The organism is Bradyrhizobium sp. STM 3843 (genome assembly GCF_000239815.1).
Lineage (GTDB): Bacteria > Pseudomonadota > Alphaproteobacteria > Rhizobiales > Xanthobacteraceae > Bradyrhizobium.
The window spans coordinates 14152-32749 of the sequence record NZ_CAFK01000213.1 but is presented as its reverse complement, the minus strand read 5'-3'; the positions used below and the strand labels follow the sequence as shown (position 1 = coordinate 32749).

The 18598-nt window shown below is 64.4% G+C and carries 18 protein-coding genes; 14 read left to right on the top strand and 4 right to left on the bottom strand.

Annotation, left to right across the window (positions count from 1 at the left end; all coding sequences use genetic code 11):
- Positions 1-12: 12 nt before the first annotated feature.
- Complete coding sequence (locus BRAS3843_RS22635; RefSeq protein WP_008971386.1) at positions 13-2328, bottom strand: lytic transglycosylase domain-containing protein; 2316 nt, start codon at positions 2326-2328, stop codon at positions 13-15.
- Between the two features lie 350 nt (positions 2329-2678).
- Here BRAS3843_RS22635 and dapA point away from each other — a divergent pair, with 350 nt between their 5' ends.
- Genes dapA through BRAS3843_RS22615 form a run of 4 tightly spaced genes read left to right on the top strand, consistent with a single transcriptional unit; the run spans position 2679 to position 5121 of the window.
- Positions 2679-3569 carry a 4-hydroxy-tetrahydrodipicolinate synthase gene (gene dapA / locus BRAS3843_RS22630; RefSeq protein WP_008971385.1) on the top strand — a complete coding sequence of 297 codons (891 nt, stop codon included), beginning with the start codon at positions 2679-2681 and terminating at the stop codon, positions 3567-3569.
- A 48-nt stretch (positions 3570-3617) separates the two neighbouring features.
- Positions 3618-4034 carry a large conductance mechanosensitive channel protein MscL gene (mscL, locus tag BRAS3843_RS22625; protein WP_008971384.1) on the top strand — a complete coding sequence of 139 codons (417 nt, stop codon included), beginning with the start codon at positions 3618-3620 and terminating at the stop codon, positions 4032-4034.
- Position 4035: 1 nt separating this feature from the next.
- The gene (smpB, locus tag BRAS3843_RS22620; protein ID WP_008971383.1) at positions 4036-4509 is read left to right on the top strand and encodes an SsrA-binding protein SmpB; all 474 of its coding nucleotides are present in this window, start codon (positions 4036-4038) and stop codon (positions 4507-4509) included.
- A gap of 21 nt (positions 4510-4530) precedes the next feature.
- On the top strand, positions 4531-5121 hold the full coding sequence (locus BRAS3843_RS22615; protein ID WP_008971382.1) for a peroxiredoxin: 591 nt from the start codon (positions 4531-4533) through the stop codon (positions 5119-5121).
- A 133-nt stretch (positions 5122-5254) separates the two neighbouring features.
- Here the strand turns inward: BRAS3843_RS22615 and BRAS3843_RS22610 are convergent, their stop codons facing one another.
- Positions 5255-5950 (bottom strand): uracil-DNA glycosylase, encoded by a 696-nt coding sequence (locus tag BRAS3843_RS22610; RefSeq protein ID WP_008971381.1) that lies wholly within the window; start codon positions 5948-5950, stop codon positions 5255-5257.
- The gene (locus tag BRAS3843_RS22605) at positions 5928-6557 is read right to left on the bottom strand and encodes an NYN domain-containing protein (RefSeq protein ID WP_008971380.1); all 630 of its coding nucleotides are present in this window, start codon (positions 6555-6557) and stop codon (positions 5928-5930) included. Before BRAS3843_RS22605 ends, BRAS3843_RS22610 begins: the two co-directional genes overlap by 23 nt.
- 367 nt (positions 6558-6924) lie before the next feature.
- Here BRAS3843_RS22605 and rpoZ point away from each other — a divergent pair, with 367 nt between their 5' ends.
- From rpoZ to BRAS3843_RS22555, 10 genes are all read left to right on the top strand, one after another.
- Positions 6925-7317 (top strand): DNA-directed RNA polymerase subunit omega, encoded by a 393-nt coding sequence (gene rpoZ / locus BRAS3843_RS22600; RefSeq protein ID WP_008971379.1) that lies wholly within the window; start codon positions 6925-6927, stop codon positions 7315-7317.
- Between the two features lie 184 nt (positions 7318-7501).
- On the top strand, positions 7502-9787 hold the full coding sequence (locus BRAS3843_RS22595; RefSeq protein WP_008971378.1) for a bifunctional (p)ppGpp synthetase/guanosine-3',5'-bis(diphosphate) 3'-pyrophosphohydrolase: 2286 nt from the start codon (positions 7502-7504) through the stop codon (positions 9785-9787).
- Positions 9788-9857: 70 nt separating this feature from the next.
- Positions 9858-10610 carry a pyridoxine 5'-phosphate synthase gene (locus BRAS3843_RS22590; RefSeq protein ID WP_008971377.1) on the top strand — a complete coding sequence of 251 codons (753 nt, stop codon included), beginning with the start codon at positions 9858-9860 and terminating at the stop codon, positions 10608-10610.
- A 12-nt stretch (positions 10611-10622) separates the two neighbouring features.
- Positions 10623-11042 (top strand): holo-ACP synthase, encoded by a 420-nt coding sequence (gene acpS / locus BRAS3843_RS22585; RefSeq protein ID WP_008971376.1) that lies wholly within the window; start codon positions 10623-10625, stop codon positions 11040-11042.
- 294 nt (positions 11043-11336) lie between these two features.
- Positions 11337-12095, top strand: a complete 759-nt coding sequence (gene lepB / locus BRAS3843_RS22580) for a signal peptidase I (protein ID WP_008971375.1) — start codon at positions 11337-11339, stop codon at positions 12093-12095.
- Positions 12092-12946, top strand: a complete 855-nt coding sequence (gene rnc, locus BRAS3843_RS22575; RefSeq protein ID WP_008971374.1) for a ribonuclease III — start codon at positions 12092-12094, stop codon at positions 12944-12946. Before lepB ends, rnc begins: the two co-directional genes overlap by 4 nt.
- A complete protein-coding gene (gene era, locus BRAS3843_RS22570; RefSeq protein ID WP_008971373.1) occupies positions 12936-13868 on the top strand; it encodes a GTPase Era in 933 nt (310 codons plus the stop codon). The genes rnc and era overlap by 11 nt, the downstream gene beginning before the upstream one ends.
- A gap of 2 nt (positions 13869-13870) precedes the next feature.
- Positions 13871-14251, top strand: a complete 381-nt coding sequence (locus BRAS3843_RS22565; RefSeq protein WP_008971372.1) for a hypothetical protein — start codon at positions 13871-13873, stop codon at positions 14249-14251.
- Between the two features lie 210 nt (positions 14252-14461).
- Positions 14462-15229, top strand: coding sequence for a DNA repair protein RecO (gene recO, locus BRAS3843_RS22560; protein WP_008971371.1), 768 nt, complete (start codon positions 14462-14464; stop codon positions 15227-15229).
- 127 nt (positions 15230-15356) lie between these two features.
- Positions 15357-16403, top strand: coding sequence for a DUF2278 family protein (locus tag BRAS3843_RS22555; RefSeq protein ID WP_008971370.1), 1047 nt, complete (start codon positions 15357-15359; stop codon positions 16401-16403).
- A 48-nt stretch (positions 16404-16451) separates the two neighbouring features.
- Here BRAS3843_RS22555 and BRAS3843_RS22550 read toward each other — a convergent pair whose 3' ends face one another.
- Entirely contained in the window at positions 16452-18338 is a 1887-nt protein-coding gene (locus BRAS3843_RS22550) for a tetratricopeptide repeat-containing glycosyltransferase family protein (RefSeq protein WP_008971369.1), read from the bottom strand.
- Between the last annotated feature and the right edge of the window lie 260 nt (positions 18339-18598).

Sequence of the window (18598 nt, the reverse complement as noted above, 5' to 3'; positions counted from 1 at the left end):
GTTCGCTGTTCGCTATTCCACAACAGCGCCGCGATGCAGGTCGGCTTCGATCTGCAGCCGTGAGCCGCCGCCGAAGCGGGCGCGATAGACCTGCAGGTTCTCCATCACCCGCTGCACGTAGTTGCGGGTCTCCGAGAAGGGGATCAGTTCGACCCAGTCGACTGCGTCGACCTTGGGATCGCGTGGATCGCCGTACCGATCGACCCACTTCTTCAGGCTGCCGCGACCGGCATTGTAGGCCGCAAACGTCATGATGTAGGAGCCGCGATAATCCTCCAGCAGGCCGCCGAGCTCGGCCGCGCCCAGCTGAGCATTGTAGACCGAATCGGTCTTCATCCGGTTGAGGTCGAAGCCGACGCCGGCGCGTTTGCAGACGTAGCGCGCGGCGTCGGGGGTCACCTGCATCAAACCGTAGGCCTGTGCCGGGGACACCACGGCCGGATTGAACGCGCTCTCCTGGCGCGCGATCGAAAAGATCACGCTCTGCTCGACCTCGGGGCCGATCGCGCGGAACGCCGGGATGCCGTTGACGGGATAGGCATAGTGGTCGAACGGCAGGCCGCGGTTGAGCGCGGCCTTGCCGACCAGCAGCATGGCGCGGGCATCGCCTTGGCGCGCTGCGGTCTCGGCTAGGCCCACGAGCGCCTCGGGATCGCCATTGTCGCCCATGTCGGCAAAGATCGGCACCGCAAGCTCGCCTTCATCGACCTCATAGAGCAGCTGAACCGCGCGCACGATCTCGAGCCGCTCGACACCACGGCCGCGGCCGCTTGGGGCCGGATTGAGGGCAAGCTGCGGCAGTCCGAGCTTGGCCCGTGCCAGCTGTCCGTAATAGCTGGTCGATTGCTCGGCGGCAGCGGTGTAGGCGGTGCGGGCGTCCTGCATGTGGCCCATCGCTTCGGCCGCGCGGCCCTGCCAGTAACCGGCGCGGGCGAGTGTGGTCGGGTTGACGCTGCCGGCGCCGATGCGCGCGAAATGCTGGGCGGCAGTTGCGGGGTCGTTGAGGAAGCGCAGCGCGATCCAGCCGGCCGTGAACTCCTGCTCGGTCTTGTAGATGTCGCGGGTCGGCAGCGCCGCGTCGCGCGCGATCAGGTAGGCCTCGCGATATTGCCCGGCATCGATCATCTTGCGCGACAACAGCCGGCGCTCGATCCACCACTCGTCGAGATTGTAGAGCCGGCCGGGGTCCTTGGGGGCGCTCAGCATCAGCTGAGCGGCCTCGTCGAACTTCTCTTCGCGGCGCAGGAGCTGGATCTTGCTGAAGAGATAGCCGGTATCGCCGTGCAACTCGCGCGGCACTTCCTCGAGCAACGCGCGGCTGTTCGGCGCCTTGCGGTAGGACGCGATTCGCGCTTTCGCCAAGGCCACATAGCCCGGACCGAGCCGCTTGGCGGCGCGCAACGCCGCTTCGTGCTCGCTGCCGTAGAGCAGCGTGTCCATCCGCGCCTTGTGATCGCCGCCGGACAACAGCGCGCCGAACTGGTCGAGCACGTTGTTTTCGGTCTCCTCCGACATCGCGTCGTTGCGCCAGGCTTCGCGCACCAGCCGCTCGGCATTGGCGCGGTCGCCGCGGTTGAGCAGCACGCGCGCCAGCGCAAAACGCCCCTTCGCCGAGATCGGCGATTCGGTCTCGAACCAGGACCAGACCGCCGCGTCCTCGCGCTTGTCGTCCCAGAGCGCGGCCTCCAGCCGGCGCCGCAGGAACGTCTGCGACGGCCAGCTCGGATTGGCCGCAAGAAAGGCGCGGTAACGTTCGACGGTCGCGTTGTTGTTGTCGCTGCGCAGGATGACCCATTCGGCAAGCTTGCGCGCCACCGGATCGGAAATCGCGGCTTCGACCTGGGTGGCGTCATCAGGCTTGTGCTTGCGGACCAGCTCGATCACGTTCTCGAGCGCGTCCTTGTCGGACGGTGAGGTCGACGACGTTGCCGCGACGGCAGCCGGCGTCACCGGCTTGCGCGGTGGGGGCAGGGCGGCGTGCTGGCGCGTCGCCGGCGGGAGGCTTGCGGTCGCTGCAGGCGGCGCATCCTTTGCGGTTTTATGGCTGTTGGCCGCCGCCGCAGCTTTGGGCTCGGACTTGGCCAGCGCCTTGGCCTTGGTTCCTTCGGTTGCGGTTGTCTTGGCGCTTGTCTTGGCGGTGATGTTGGCAGTGGTGTTAGGACCTGCGCCGCGCGCGATCGGCCGTACCTTTGGCATCGGGACGTTGGACGGGGGAACCTTGTCGTTCGCCCCGGCGGCGCCGTCGAAAGCGGCCAGGCCGAACAGAAGGCTCAGGCTTGCCGCCAGGGCGGTCGATCGCAATGCGGCTGCGCGGGCAAAATAGGGCACGGCGTTCCTTTGCGGTGGATGACTTCGACCCCACTCCTGCCGTCTCGACCTGACGTTCTCAGGGCACCCCTCCGGGCGGCAGTGCCCGGGCCTTCTCCGCGGCTCGCGCACGGCCGCGACGTCAGATCGGCGGTACTGTCTTTGGTCTATCGAAAAGGTGAACAAACACTAAATGTACCGCTTACAATTGCACTCTGCGCCCGGAGCGCGGCGAAATCACGACCGTTAGGGGGCGGGATGCCCGTTCTCAGGGCAGGTGTCCGGTCAGTGGGACTTTCGTCGGGTGTTTGGACCCGGTATGAAGGGCGTTTTCGTGGGAAGGCCACAACTGGGATCGGGGAGGGAGTTTCATGGCAGCCAAGACGAATTTCCGGGGCTCTTTCACCGCGCTGGTGACGCCCTTCAAGAACGGCTCTGTGGATGAGGCCGCCTTCCGCAGCCTGGTGAGCTGGCAGATCGAGGAGGGCACCCACGGCCTGGTGCCGGTTGGAACCACCGGCGAGAGCCCCACGCTGAGCCATGACGAGCACAAGCAGGTGGTCGAATGGTGCATCGACGAGGCGAAGGGGCGGGTGCCGGTGATCGCCGGCGCGGGCTCCAACTCGACCAAGGAGGCGGTCGAACTCGCCCAGCATGCGGAACAGGCCGGTGCCGACGCGGTGCTGGTGGTGACGCCCTATTACAACAAGCCGACCCAGGAAGGCCTGTATCAGCACTTCAAGGCCATCAATGATGCGATCGGCATTCCGATCATCATCTACAACATCCCGCCGCGCTCGGTGATCGACATGTCGGTCGACACCATGAAGCGGCTCTACGAGCTGAAGAACATCGCCGGCGTCAAGGATGCCACCGCCAGCATGGTGCGGGTCTCGCAGCAGCGCGCGGCGATCGGCGAGGAGTTCAACCAGCTCTCGGGTGAGGACGCGACCATCATCGGCTACATGGCGCATGGCGGCCATGGCTGCATTTCCGTGACCTCTAATGTCGCGCCGCGGCTGTGCTCGGAATTCCATACCGCCTGGCAGAAGGGCGACGTCACCACGGCGCTGAAGATCCACGACAAGCTGATGCCGCTGCACACCAACCTCTTCATCGAATCCAATCCCGCGCCGATCAAATATGCGCTGTCGCTGCTCGGCAAGCTCGAGGAGAAGCTGCGACTGCCGATGGTGCCGGTGTCGGAGCCGACGCGGCGTGCGGTGCGCGAAGCGATGGTGCATGCCGGCCTGATCAACTGAGTGCAGTCCGGGCTGCGGGGCCCGGCGCGAGAGCGAGGGGGGATGAGCATGTTGAAGGAGTTTCGTGAGTTTGCGATGAAGGGCAATGTCGTCGACCTCGCGGTCGGCGTCATCATCGGCGCGGCCTTCGGCGCCATCGTCAATTCGCTGGTTGGCGACGTCATCATGCCGCTCATCGGCGCCGCCACCGGCGGGCTCGATTTCTCGAACTACTTCATTCCGCTGTCCGCAAAGGTCACCGCGACCAACCTGGCCGATGCGAAGAAGCAAGGCGCGGTGCTGGCCTATGGGCAATTCCTCACGCTCACCCTGAACTTCCTGATCATCGCCTTCGTGCTGTTCATTGTCATTCGCATCATGAACCAGTTGAAGCGGCTGCAGGAGACCGAGCCGGCGGCGGCCCCGAAGCCGTCGCGCGAGGTCGAGCTGCTGACCGAAATTCGCGACCTCCTGAAGAAGGCCTGACGTGGCTGAAAAGAAAGAACGCGACATCAAGGTCGTCGCCGAGAACCGCAAGGCGCGGTTCAACTACGCGATCGAGGATACGATCGAGGCGGGCCTTGCGCTGACCGGCACCGAGGTGAAGTCGATCCGCAGCGGCAAGTCGACGATCGCCGAATCCTATGCCGATAGCCGCGACGGCGAGATCTGGCTCATCAATGCCAACATCCCGGAGTATCTGCAGGCGAATCGCTTCAATCACGAGCCGAAGCGGCCGCGCAAGCTGTTGTTGCATCGCAAGCAGATCAACAAGCTGCTGGGCGCGGTCGACCGCGAGGGCATGACGCTGATCCCGCTGAAACTGTATTTCAACGAGCGCGGCCGCGCCAAGCTGCTGCTCGCTGTGGCCAAGGGCAAGAAGCTGCATGACAAGCGCGAGAGCGAGAAGAAGCGCGATTGGGGCCGTGAGAAGGGGCGCCTGTTGCGCGCCCGTGGATAAGTGGATGGCCGGAAGGATCCGATGAATCAGAAAAACCTGCTCGATGTCGACTGGAGCAAGATTCCGGCGCCGACGGATGACGGCGCCGCGGATCATCTGGTCGGCATGATCATCCCTCCGGTCAGGCTGCGCGCAACCGACGATACGTTGGTGACGATCTCGGAGCTCTCGGGGCGGACGGTGATTTTCGCCTATCCGCGCACCGGCGAACCCGGCAAGGTGGCGCTGGTCGAGGATTGGGACATGATTCCGGGGGCCCGCGGCTGCACGCCGCACACCTGCGCGTTCCGCGATCTGTTCGGCGAACTCAAAGCGGCCGGTGCCGCTTACGTGTTCGGGCTATCGACCCAGAGCAATGCCTATCAGACCGAGATGGCGTCCCGCCTGCATTTGCCGTTTCCGGTGTTGTCGGACGAGAAGCTCGAACTGACCGAGGCGCTGCACTTGCCGACCATGGAAATCGCGGGGCTGACCATGATCAAGCGGCTGGCGCTGATCGTCGACGATGCCCGGATCACCCACGTGTTCTATCCGGTGTTTCCGCCCGACCGAAATGCCGCCGAGGTCCTGGCGTGGCTGATTGAGAACCGCGCCGAAGGCGGATCAGCCTGATCGGCTGATCCTTGATCGCGCGACGTCGCCGACGCGTTCATGAGAGCGCGAGCTTCTCGCATCGTACGGAGTGGCCTGATTGTAGACCTCCATGCTGAGGTCCGGCCGGCCACCGCAAAGCAACCTTGGCTTGCTAGCCCAGATCAGCCTTCACCCGCGCGAACACGGCGTGAAACATCTCGGTCGTGAGCACGCCGGTGTTCGTGTTGTAACGCGAGCAGTGATAGCTGTCGTAGAGCTTGAGATGTCCTGCCTGGTGTACGGCACCGTGGGCAAAGGGGGCTGCCGCGCTGCGCAGGCCGAGTGTCTTCAAAAGCGTATCATGTGCAATACGACCGAGCGCCACGATGCCCCGCAGGTGCGGCATCGCGGCAATCGTCGCGTTAAGAAACGTTCGGCATTGATTGATCTCGGCCGGCAGCGGCTTGTTCTGCGGCGGCACGCAGCGCACCGCATTGCTTATCCGGCAGTCGACCAGCGTCAATCCGTCATCGGGCCGCGCCTCGTAGCGGCCCTTGGCGAAGCCGTATTTCAACAGCGTGCCGTACAATAGATCGCCGGCATAGTCGCCGGTGAACGGACGGCCAGTGCGGTTGGCTCCCTGCAGTCCCGGCGCGAGGCCCACGATCAGAAGCCGCGCGTCGGCCTCGCCGAACGACGGCACCGGCGCGTTGAACCAGGACGGCTCGCGCGCCCGCTGCGCATTGCGGAAATCCGCAAGGCGCGGGCAGAGCGGGCAGTCGCGGTCGGGAATGCTCGGAGGCAGGGTGGCTGGCGCGGCGTTGGCGCCGCCTGTAAGTGCGCTCTTAGTCGTCAAAATCGTCGTCATTGTTGCGCGGGGCCACGGTGGTCGTCCGCTGCAGGAATTGCGGGGAATGGTGGCGAGGTTCGCGCGGGGCCGGGCGCTCGGACGGATCGCGGCCGAGCTTGGACTGCAACTCGACGAGATCGGTGAAGACGTCAGCCTGGCGGCGCAGTTCGTCGGCAATCATCGGCGGCTGGCTGGAAATCGTGGAGATCACGGTGACGCGGACGCCACGGCGCTGCATGGCTTCAACCAGCGAGCGGAAATCGCCGTCGCCCGAGAACAGCACCATCTGGTCGATATGCTCGGCAAGCTCCATGGCGTCGACGGCAAGCTCGATGTCCATGTTGCCCTTGACCTTGCGCCGGCCGCTCGCGTCGATGAACTCCTTGGTCGCCTTGGTCACGACCGTGTACCCGTTGTAGTCGAGCCAATCGATCAGCGGACGGATCGACGAGTACTCCTGATCTTCAATGATCGCGGTGTAGTAGAAGGCGCGCAGCAACGTGCCGCGGCTTTGGAATTCCTTGAGCAGGCGCTTGTAGTCGATGTCGAAACCGAGCGTCTTGGCAGTTGCATATAGGTTGGCGCCGTCAATGAAGAGCGCAATCTTGTTGGTAGAAGATGACATTCAGTTTCTCGCGTTGAGTTAGACTTCTGTTTTTGGCGCAGCTCGCGCTGGCCGCGCATTTCCATTTTTTTCTGGCACTGCCAAGGTACCGCCAATGCTCGAGCGGACCCGTCTGGTATGACGCTCGCGCAAACAGGAGTAGTCAGGGCAACAAAGCTCGCACTTCTGACGAGGCAATGAAGCGTTTTCTTGGCCGAAGCCACATTCTGCGGATCCGGACACCTGGCTGGGAGGGTGCCGGAATCCGGTACTTCTAGCCCGTTACCGGGACTGGACGCCAGAACGGCCTTGCACGGAGCGGTCAGTCTCTATAACTAGCCATAGATAATCAGCCAATTAAGCACACAAAAGACCGGAGCGACAATCGATGGCGCGCGTCACCGTGGAAGATTGTATTGATAAAGTGGACAATCGATTCGACCTTGTCCTGCTGGCGGCGCATCGCGCCCGTATGATCTCGTCAGGATCACAACTCACGATTGATCGGGATAACGACAAGAATCCCGTCGTGGCACTCCGGGAGATTGCGGATTCGTCGATTTCTCCCGAGGATTTGAAGGAAGAGCTGGTGCACTCGCTGCAGAAGTTCGTCGAGGTCGACGAGCCGGAGCCGGACACCGTGCCGCTGATCGGCTCGGCCGGTGCCAGCGTCGATGCCGACGACACCGAGGTGGCGGTCGAGCGGATGACCGAAGAGGAGCTCCTGAAGGGCCTCGAAGGTCTGGCTCCGCCGGAGCAGCAGCCCGAAGAGGACGAGTGACGCCTGCTGCGGCGCCGTTCGGGCAAAGCCCTCCCAGTAACTTATGTGAATTGTGAAGGCCCGGACCCCGTCCGGGCCTTTGCATTTGATTGTGCTTTCGTGGTTACCATATGCCCTGCAAGGGCGCCGAAATGGTTCGCACGCCCCCAGCTCCCAACAGACGGCGTGGTTTAAGGCTTCTCCCATGGCGGTTTCGCGCCCGAGTCCTCCTCCGACGCAGGCTGCGGCCGATTCGGCCGCGCTGGCGACGCCGGTGGCCGTCCCGGCCAAGCCGCCGAAGCCTCGGTCCCGGATGATGCGACAATACGACCTGGTCGAGCGCGTCCGGTCGTATAACCCTGACACCAACGAGGATCTGCTCAACCGCGCCTATGTCTACGCGATGAAGGCGCACGGGTCGCAGACCCGCGCCTCGGGCGATCCCTATTTCACCCATCCGCTCGAAGTGGCGGCGATCCTGACCGACCTCAAGCTCGACGATGCGACGATCGTCGCGGCGCTGCTGCACGACACGATCGAGGACACCGAGGCGACGCGCGCCGAGATCGATCATTTGTTCGGCCCCGAAATCGGCGCCCTGGTGGAAGGGTTAACCAAGCTGAAGCGGCTGGAACTGGTCTCGCGCGAGGCCAAGCAGGCCGAGAACCTGCGCAAGCTGCTGCTGGCGATCGCCGACGATGTGCGTGTGCTTCTGGTCAAGCTCGCGGACAGATTGCATAACATGCGAACCCTCGAGTTCGTACCGGAGGCGTCGCGGCGGCGTATCGCCGAGGAAACGCTCGACATCTACGCGCCGCTCGCGGGACGGATGGGCATGCAGGAGATGCGCGAGGAACTGGAGGACCTGTCCTTCCGCACGCTCGATCCAGACGCCTACAGGGTCGTGATGCAGCGGCTCGACGCGCTGACCGATCGCAATCTCGACCTGATCGGGGAGATCGAGAGCCAGCTCGCCAAGAAATTCCGCGACAACGGATTGACGGCGCGCGTCAGCGGCCGGCGCAAGAAACCATTCTCCATCTGGACCAAGATGGAACGCAAATCGATCGGCTTCGAGCAGCTCTCCGACATCTTCGGCTTCCGCGTCATCATGCCCGACGTCGAATCCTGCTACCGCGCGCTCGGCATCGTCCATACGACCTGGCCGGTCGTGCCCGGCCGCTTCAAGGATTATATCTCGACGCCGAAGCAGAACGACTATCGCTCGATCCACACCACCGTGATCGGACCGGGCAAGCAGCGTGTCGAGCTGCAGATCCGAACCCAGGAGATGGATCAGATCGCCGAGCTCGGCATCGCCGCCCATGCCTTCTACAAGGACGACGTCGGCTCGCCCACGGAACTCCTGAAGCGCGAATCAAACGCGTTTGCGTGGTTGCGCCACACCATCGGCATCCTCTCGGAGAGCGCCAATCCGGAGGAGTTTCTCGAACACACCAAGCTCGAGCTGTTTCACGATCAGGTGTTCTGCTTCACGCCGAAGGGCAAGCTGATCGCGCTGCCGCGCCACGCCAATGTGATCGATTTCGCCTACGCCGTGCATACCGATGTCGGCAACAGCGCGGTCGGCTGCAAGATCAACGGCAAGTTCGCGCCCTTGTCGTCGGAGCTGCAGAACGGCGACGAGGTCGAGGTGCTGACGTCGGAGGCGCAGTCGGCGCCGCCCTCGGCCTGGGAATCGCTTGCAGCGACGGGCAAGGCGCGTGCGGCGATCCGCCGCGCGACCCGCACGGCGGTCCGCGATCAGTATGCCGGGCTTGGCCGGCGCATTGTCGAGCGCCTGTTCGAGCGCACCAAGCTCGACTATGCCGACGACAAGCTGAAGGGGGCGCTGCCGCGGCTTGCGCGCGCCTCGATCGAGGACGTGATGGCGGCGGTCGGACGCGGCGAGATCAAGGCCTCCGACGTCGCCCGTGCGATGTACCCCGACTACAAGGAAGAGCGCGTGGTGCGCTACGGCGCCAAGAAAGGGCAGGCCGCGGTCGCGAAGCCGGCCACCGAACCGCCGCGCCCCCCGTCGGCGATCCCGATCCGCGGCATCAATTCCGGCCTGCCGGTGAAGTTCGCGCCGAACGGCGGCGCAGTGCCGGGTGACCGCATCGTCGGCATCGTCACGCCCGGCGAGGGCATCACGATCTACCCGATCCAGTCGCCGGCGCTGAAGGATTTCGAGGAGGAGCCGGAGCGCTGGCTCGACGTGCGCTGGGATGTTGACGAGAGCACGCCGCAGCGCTTTCCGGCGCGAATCCGGGTCGAGAATGTCAACGAGCCCGGCAGCCTCGCCCAGGTCGCCACCGTCATCGCCGAGCATGACGGCAACATCGACAATATCAGCATGAGCCGCCGTTCGCCTGATTTCACCGAGCTGACGATCGATCTCGAGGTCTACGACCTCAAGCATCTGTCCGCCATCATCAACCAGCTGCGCGCCAAGACCATCGTGGCCAGGGTCGACCGGGTCAATGGCTGAGCTGTCGTCGTGCCGCGTGATCGGTTAGAGCTGTTCCGGCCGTTTCTCAGGAATGTCAGCGAGCCCCGCCATGTCCCAAGCCCAGAAGCTGCGCCTCGGCGTCAATGTCGATCATATCGCCACCCTGCGCAACGCCAGGGGCGGCCGTAATCCGGACCCGGTGCGCGCGGCGAAGCTTGCGATCGAGGCGGGCGCCGATGGCATCACGGCCCACCTGCGCGAGGACCGTCGGCACATCCGTGACGAGGACATGGCGCGGCTGAAGGCCGAGATCGACAAGCCGCTCAATTTCGAGATGGCGGCCACCGACGAGATGCTGCGGATCGCGCTTGCCACCAAGCCGCACGCCTGCTGCCTGGTGCCGGAGCGGCGCGAGGAACTCACCACCGAGGGCGGGCTGGACGTGGTCGGCCAGCACAATGCGCTGGCCCCGCGCATCGCCCGCTTGAACGATGCCGGCATCCGGGTCTCGCTGTTCATCGCGGCCGATCCGCAGCAGATCGAGATGGCGGCGAAGCTGCGCGCCCCGGTGATCGAGATTCATACCGGCGCCTGGTGCGATGCGGTCATGGACGGCCACAAGGAGAAGGCGGAAGCCGAGTGGCAGCGCATCATCAAGGGTGCCGCGCTGGCCTATTCGGCTGGTCTCGAGGTCCACGCCGGTCACGGCCTGGATTACGACACGGCGGAGCGGATCGCCGCGTTGCCGGAGATCGTCGAGCTGAACATCGGCTACTTCATGATCGGCGAGGCACTGTTCGTGGGCCTGGGCGACACCGTGCGGGCGATGCGGGCGGCGATGGATCGCGGCCGCGGCGCTTGAGGACATCCGCCCATGATCATCGGCATCGGTTCCGACCTGATCGATATCCGCCGCGTCGCCAAGGTGATCGAGCGCCATGGCGAGCGGTTCCTGGATCGCGTCTTCACGGCAGCTGAGCGCGGCAAGGCCGAGCGGCGCGCCAAGAATGAGAAGATGGTGGTCGCCACCTATGCCAAGCGGTTCGCGGCCAAGGAGGCCTGTTCCAAGGCGCTCGGCACCGGGATCCGGAACGGGGTCTGGTGGCGCGACATGGGCGTCGTCAACCTGCCCGGGGGCCGGCCGACCATGCTGCTCACCGGAGGGGCACTGGCGCGGCTGAAGGCACTGACCCCGCAGGGACATGAGGCGAGGATCGACCTGTCGATCACCGACGATTGGCCGCTTGCCCAGGCGTTCGTCATAATTTCGGCCGACCGCACCGACACATCCTGAGGTTTTCGGTCGCGATCCCCCGTAAAACAAAAAACACCATATCTGTCAGTGCCTTATAAGGTTTTGATGCGGCGATTGATTGCGCCCGGGATCACAAACGTCTAAAACCAGCACGGATCGATTTGAGGCTTAGCCAAGGGCGAATTCAGGTTCACGCCGGAGTTGGCCTAAATCATCAGAATCAGGACAGAATTCCCTCAAGCTGCGAGCCGATCAAGCTGTTCGCGGGAGGGCGTTCTGCCGCGGCGCGGGCGAATCACGAAATGGATTCGTCAAAGGGACAGTGAAAGAGCGATGAGCGTGACATCCGGCACCAAGACTGAGAGCGGCCTCGGCGAAACTGTTCGCGTCGTTGTTCATGCGCTCCTGATTGCGCTCGTGATCCGTACCTTCCTGTTTCAGCCGTTCAACATCCCGTCGGGATCGATGAAGGCGACGCTCCTCGTGGGCGACTACCTGTTCGTCTCGAAATATTCCTATGGCTACAGCCACTACTCGATTCCGATGTCGCCGCCCTTGTTCACCGGACGCATCTTCGGCTCCGAGCCGAATCGCGGCGACGTTGTCGTGTTTCGCCTGCCCAAGGACGACACCACCGACTACATCAAGCGCGTGATCGGCCTGCCCGGCGACCACATCCAGATGCGGGACGGGCTGCTCTACATCAACGACAAGCCCGTCCAGCGCGAACGGCTTAGCGACTTCATCGGCGAGGATCCTTGCGGCTCCGACGCGACCGCACGGGTGAAGCGCTGGAAGGAGACACTGCCGAACGGCGTCAGCTATGAGACGCTGGATTGCGTCGACAATGGTTTTTACGACAATACCGCGGTCTATACCGTGCCGCCCGGACATTTCTTCATGATGGGCGACAACCGCGACAATTCGACTGACAGCCGTGTGCTCTCGGCGGTGGGCTACGTGCCCTTCGAGAATATCGTCGGCCGCGCCCAGATGATCTTTTTCTCCATTGCTGAAGGCGACCATGCCTGGGCGTTCTGGCGCTGGCCGGTGGCGGTGCGCTGGAATCGCCTGTTCAAAATCGTGCGATGATCGACGACAAACCCGACATCCAGACCACGCAGGCGGCCGCAGCCCCCAGCCCCGAGCCTGATCCCGGCAGTTCCGGCTTGACGCCTGTTGCGGCGCCGAAGGCAAAGCGCAGCCGCACCGGCACCAAGGGGGCAGCCAAGGCGGCTGAGAAGGCGACCACCGCGGCGATCGAGGCGCGCATCGGTCATCAGTTCAAGGATTCCTCGCTGCTGACCACGGCCTTTACCCACGTTTCCGCGCTGAAATCCTCCAAGAAGCGCGGCGACAGCTATCAGCGGCTGGAATTCCTCGGCGATCACGTGCTCGGGTTGATCGTGTCCGACATGCTCTATCGCTCCTTTCCGAATGCGGACGAGGGCGAACTGTCGAAACGGCTCGCCGATCTCGTGCGCAAGGAGAGCTGCGCTGACGTGGCCAAGTCGCTCGGCCTGCTCGACGACATCAAGCTTGGCGCGGTTGGCGCTGGCGCCGGTGCGCGGTTGCGCAAATCCGTGCTCGGCGACGTCTGCGAGGCTGTGATCGGCGCCATCTTTCTCGATGGCGGCTACGCGGCGGCGGCCGGCTTCGTCGAGCGCAACTGGACCGAGCGCATGAACAAGCCCCGGCGGCCGTTGCGCGATCCCAAGACCGTTTTGCAGGAATGGGCGCAGGGCAAGGGGCTGCCGACGCCGGTCTATCGCGAGGTCGAGCGTACCGGCCCGCATCATGATCCGCAGTTCCGCGTCGCGGTCGACCTGCCAGGCCTGGAGTCGGCGGAAGGGGTGGGGGGCTCGAAGCGGGCGGCGGAGAAGGTTGCGGCCTCCGTGATGATCGCGCGCGAAGGTGTCAGCGGCGGCAGCAATGACGGATGATCCGAAGGCGGACAGCGCGCCGCCGGCCGAGACCCGCTGCGGCTTCGTCGCGCTGATCGGCGCGCCCAATGTCGGCAAATCGACCCTGGTGAACGCCTTGGTCGGCTCCAAGGTCACGATCGTCTCGCGCAAGGTGCAGACCACGCGCGCGCTGATCCGCGGCATCGTGATCGAGGGCCATTCGCAGATCATCCTGGTCGATACCCCCGGCATCTTTGCGCCGAAGCGGCGGCTCGACCGGGCCATGGTGACGACGGCCTGGAGCGGCGCCCATGACGCCGACCTCGTCTGCGTGCTGTTGGATGCCAAGAAGGGCCTCGACGACGAGGCCGAGGCAATCCTGACCAGGGCGGCCTCCGTCGCGCATGAGAAGATCCTGGTCGTCAACAAGGTCGACTTGGTGCCGCGCGAGAAGCTGTTGGCGCTGGTCGCCGCCGCCAATGAGCGCCTGCCGTTTGCGCGCACTTATCTGATCTCGGCGCTGTCGGGCGACGGCGTCGACGATCTGCGCCGGGCTTTGGCCGCGATGGTCCCGCCCGGACCGTTCCATTATCCCGAAGACCAGATGTCGGATGCGCCGATGCGCCAGCTCGCGTCCGAGATCACCCGGGAGAAGATCTATCAACAGCTGCACCAGGAGCTGCCCTATCAGTCCACCGTCGAGACCGACAGCTGGACCGAGCGCAAGGACGGCTCGATCCGGATCGAGCAGACGATCTTTGTCGAGCGGGAAAGCCAGCGCAAGATCGTGCTGGGCAAGGGCGGCGCCACCATCAAGTCGATCGGGGCGGAGGCGCGCAAGGAGCTCGCCGACATCACCGGCGCGCCGGTGCATCTGTTCCTGTTCGTCAAGGTGCGTGAGAACTGGGGCGACGATCCCGACCGCTACCGCGAGATGGGGCTCGAATTCCCCAAGGAATAATGATGAACCTGCCTCGCAACGTGCTCTGGTTTGAAGTTCTGCTCTACATCTCGCTGATGCTGGATGCGTTGTCGGTCGCGGTGCAGGATCGGACACCGACGGCCGAGATCACCGATGCGATGATCATGGTGCAGACCATTCTCAACGCCGCGCTCATCCTGCTCATGGTCTACTTCGTTTATCTTGCAGCGCAGCGGCGCAAGAACTGGCCGCGCTGGGTGCTGCTCGCCGCGCTCCTGTTGTCGGCCTACTCGCTGGTCCTCGTGATCGGGGACAAGGGGATGACGCTGGACGCCGGCATCGAGGTCATTTCCTGTGCGCTGACCACGATTGGGCTGTATTATTCGTTCACCGGCGATGCGAAGGGCTGGTTTATCGCGTGAGGCGCGGTGTCCGGTGTCGCAGTTTGGCTGCGCTGATGACGACGATCTCGGGTGAGGGGGGACAGGTCTCACGACCGGCAGCGAGCAAGCGTCTGCCCCTTACCCCAGCCCTCTCAGCGCGAGCGAAGCTCGTCGCGGTCCCGTAAGAACGGGGGAGAGGGAGCGTGCCGTGTTCTGCGCGGCAGCGCGTCCTGGATAGGTTGGACGGCGATGGAATGGACCGATGATGGCATCGTGCTGGGCGTGCGACGGCACGGCGAATCCGCCGCCGTCGTCGAGCTCCTGACGCGCGAGCACGGTCGCCATCTCGGTCTGGTGCGTGGGGCGAGCGGCGCACGCATGCGTCCCGTACTGCAGCCCGGCAACACCGTACGGGCGGTGTGGCGGGCGCGGCTCGACGAGCATCTCGGCATGTATGCGATCGAGGGGTTGTGCCTGCGCGCTGCGGCGCTGATCGCGGCGTCACACGGCGTCTACGGCATCACCCATCTGGCGGCGCTGGCGCGGCTGTTGCCGGAGCGCGATCCGCATGAAGACATCTACGAGCGGCTCGTGCTTGCGCTGGACGATTTCACCGACGCCAGAGGTGCGGCGGCACACATCGTTCGGTTCGAGCTTGCCATCCTGGCCGAGCTCGGCTTCGGGCTCGATCTCGACTCCTGCGCCGCGACCGGCGAAACCACTGACCTGATCTATGTGTCGCCGAAATCGGGCGGTGCGGTGTCGCGTGCGGCCGGCGAGCCCTGGCGCGATCGCTTGCTGCCGTTGCCTGCTTTCCTGCGCGATGAGGAGGCGATGTCGCACGGCTGGACCGACCAGGACCTCCTGGACGGCTTTCGGCTGACCGGGCTGTTCCTGCTGCGCCACGTGCTGGAGCCGCGTGGCCAGGTCCATTCCGACGCGCGCGCCGGCTTCATCAACGCGCTGACGCGAATGAGCCGCCCGCTGGCTCCGGCGGCCGCGAACAAGCCGGATTGAGCCCCGCGTCTCAGCGCGCATGCTGCTGGTGATCTGGATCACAGGCCCTTCATCGATCGCGGTGTAACCTTCGGCGCGGCGCATCGGCCTTCGGTGCGGCTGCGATGCGTGAGGGGAGGGACCGACGATGCCGCTGAAGAATTATGCGCTGCTGAAGGGACGCCCGATCAACAACCGTCTCGCAACAGGCGCCAGTCCGCACTACCAGGTCCTGGTCTCGGCCGACGGCACCCAGTACCGGATCGCCATCAATGTTCGCTCGCAGGACGGCAGCGAGGTCGAATTTTTGGTTCGCTCGCACTTCGAACATCCGATCGTCGACGGTTTGAAGCAGTTTAGCGAAGGCCTGCATGAGCTCCAGAGCAAGCCGGGCGGCGTCGCGCTCGACTTCATCCGCGCCAATTTGATGCAGCCCTGGGAGCTGAAGCCGCTGCCGATGTCGGCCGCGGGTCCCGACAACGATCTCAACGAAAAGATCGACTCCTATGTCCAGCGCGCGATGTCGGACGAAGAGGCCTTGATCTATGCCTTCGGCGACACCTGGGGGCCGGAGGAGAAGGCCGACCGGTTCTTCGGCTTCAGGCCTGGCCGCGGCATTCACGACATCCATTTCAACCAGGGCAATCCGCCCGGCTCGCATGACCAGGATAACGGTCCTTGGCAGGACGGCGGACTGATCTTCGAGTTTCCCGCCCAGCAGCAATGGGTCGCGATCTTCCTCAAATTCCAGAGCCAGGCCTGGCACTCGGATGATGACAGCGGCGGAGTGATCCTGCCGCGGGACAGCGATCATCCGAACGCTCCGCATACGCCGCCGTCGCGCGACCAGATTCCGCCGTTCGACGTGCCGGACGGGCTGGTGCGGATCATCGCGGCCTATGTCAACGATGTCCGGACGCCCGAGCGCGAGACCGTGACCCTGCTCAACACCGCCGATGTCGACGTCGATCTCGATGGTTGGCAGATCAAGGACAAGCACAAGAACGCCATGACGCTCTCGGGCAAGATCGCCGCCGGCGCGACCATGGTGGTGCCGATCGCGGCACCCGTCGCGCTGTCGAACAAGGGCGGGATCATCACCCTGTTGAACGCCTCAGGGGTGAAGGTCCACGGCGTGTTCTACACGCGCGAGCAGGCGGCGCAGCCGGGCCGGACCATTCCGTTCCAGTTCTGAGCTGGTCGGGCGCCAAGGCTCAGGCTGAAAGGAAGCCGCCGAGCAGGATCAATGCGCCGGTTGATCCTGCGCCCGGCCGTCGCCATCGGTGGTTAGCGATCGTCGAGCTCGGAATGCGGCCGCCTCGATTGTCAGCGCATTGCGGATTTGATCGATCACCCAGCCATAGTCGCGTCGGTCGTCCTGTCTGAACAGACGCGCTGTTGGGTACCAGGGTGAATCTGCGCGGCCGAGCAGCCAGCGATAGTCCGGGCGATACGGCAAGAGAATCCACACCGGGCGTCCAAGGCCGCCGGCGAGGTGGGCCACGCTCGTGTCCACGGTCACCACAATGTCCAGACATGACATCAGCGCAGCGGTGTCGTCGAAGTCTGACAGGCGCTCCGTCATGTCGACGATATCCAGCCCGGCAAGGACCTCCTTGTCGGCCGCGCGCGGATCTTTCTGCAGGCTGACGAACTGCACATCGATGTCCAGGAGCTTTGCCAGCAATCGCAGCGGCACGGACCTGTTGCGATCGTTGCCGTGCCCCGGATTGCCGGACCAGACCAGCCCGACACGAAGCCTGCCGTGAGCACCCAGCCGGCTCTCCCACTGCGCTTTAAGGGCGTCGAGTGGAGCCGGTAGATAGGGAATAGCGGCCGGAATCGTGTCGAGGGTGGTCTTGAATGCCAGCGGCAGGCTGGACATCGCGCAATGCACATCGAAGCTCGGCAAAACCGCGGTGGATTTCGGAACGCACTCGGCAACACCGGAGAGTCTGGATAGTAACGCGCAGGTGGGCTCCTGGACTGCGAGGATGACTTTCGCTCCGAGCTCAGCGACGAGGGGCACATAGCGGGCGAATTGGAAGGCGTCTCCGATCCCCTCATCGGCGAAAATGAGGATCGTCTTGCCCTGAAGCGGCCCGGTGCCCAGCCACTGCGGCTGCGCGAAATTCGGAGCGGCCATGCCGAGCCCGGTTTTCCACCTGATCTCGCGACCGGCCCAGCCCGCGGCAAAATTCCCGGTCAGCATATCGAGCAGCGCCACGTTCCAGATCGTGATCGGATCATCAGGCGCGATTGCTTTGGCCTGATCGTAGAAGGCCATCGCCTCGTCGAGCCGCAGGTCATCGGCCAGCAGATCCGCCTTGTTCAGCAGCGCCACAAGGTAATCCGGGCGGAGCGAGAGAGCCCGCTCAAAGCACGTCAGCGCCTCATCGTACCGGCCGAGCCGGTGCAGCACCCAGCCGAGATTGTTGTGCGTATCGACGTTAGTCGGATCGAGCAGCTGCGACCGCAAGCCGTCGGCCGCTGCGTCGTCCAGCCGCCCGAGATTTTGCAGGACCAGCGCGCGCATGTGAAGCGCGTCGGCCTGCTCGGCGTTTGCCTCCAAGGAGGCGTTGAAAAACCCCAGAGCCTCGGCAAAGCGGCTCTGCCGGTAGAGGAGCAGCCCGGCCATATTGGCTGCATCGACGCATTGCGCGGACAAGCTCAACGCCTGCTGCAGGCTCAAGAGCGCTTCGTCCGGACGATCCATCTCCGCGAGAACCGCGCCGAGATTCTTCCAATGCAGCGCGTTCTCAGGTTCAAGCGATGCGGCCTTGTCGAAGGCCTTCAGCGCGTCCTCAAGCCGTCCTGCCCCGAGCAGCGCCAGTCCCAGACTCGAGACATAGCTGGCTCTGGGAGCTGATGAGATGGCGCGTGCAATCCAGGCGATGGCGTGATCATGCTGTCCGAGCTGCAGCGACAGCAGCCCCATCAGGTGCATGCTGTCTGCGTGATTGGGGTCGATGGCCAGAGCCTGCTCGCAGCACTGCTGGGCTTCAAGGAGGCGTGCCGCCTGCAGATGGGCCAAGCCGGCCGCATGAAGGGCAGCCGGCGTTGAGGCGCCGGATTCTTGGGACGTCTTCTTCGATCCGCGGGCGGCGGCCCGACGTTCACGACGGCTCATCGGCGCATTGTTCCTGATCCTCAACGCCTAGCTGATTCTCCGACGCGGCAGCAAACGTGACGGATTGCGGCAATCGGAACCATCTTTCGCATCAGACCGACCTCCCGCACTTGCTTCGGTGACCCCCGGCAGCCGCCGGACAGCTCCTGATCGGAACTCAAGATGCGCCGCACTGGCGCGGTACATGGCCGACGTGTACTCATCCCGAAGGCCGGTCGGCAGGGCGCCGAGAGCCCAGGGCAGCCGCGCTGCGGCCGGTC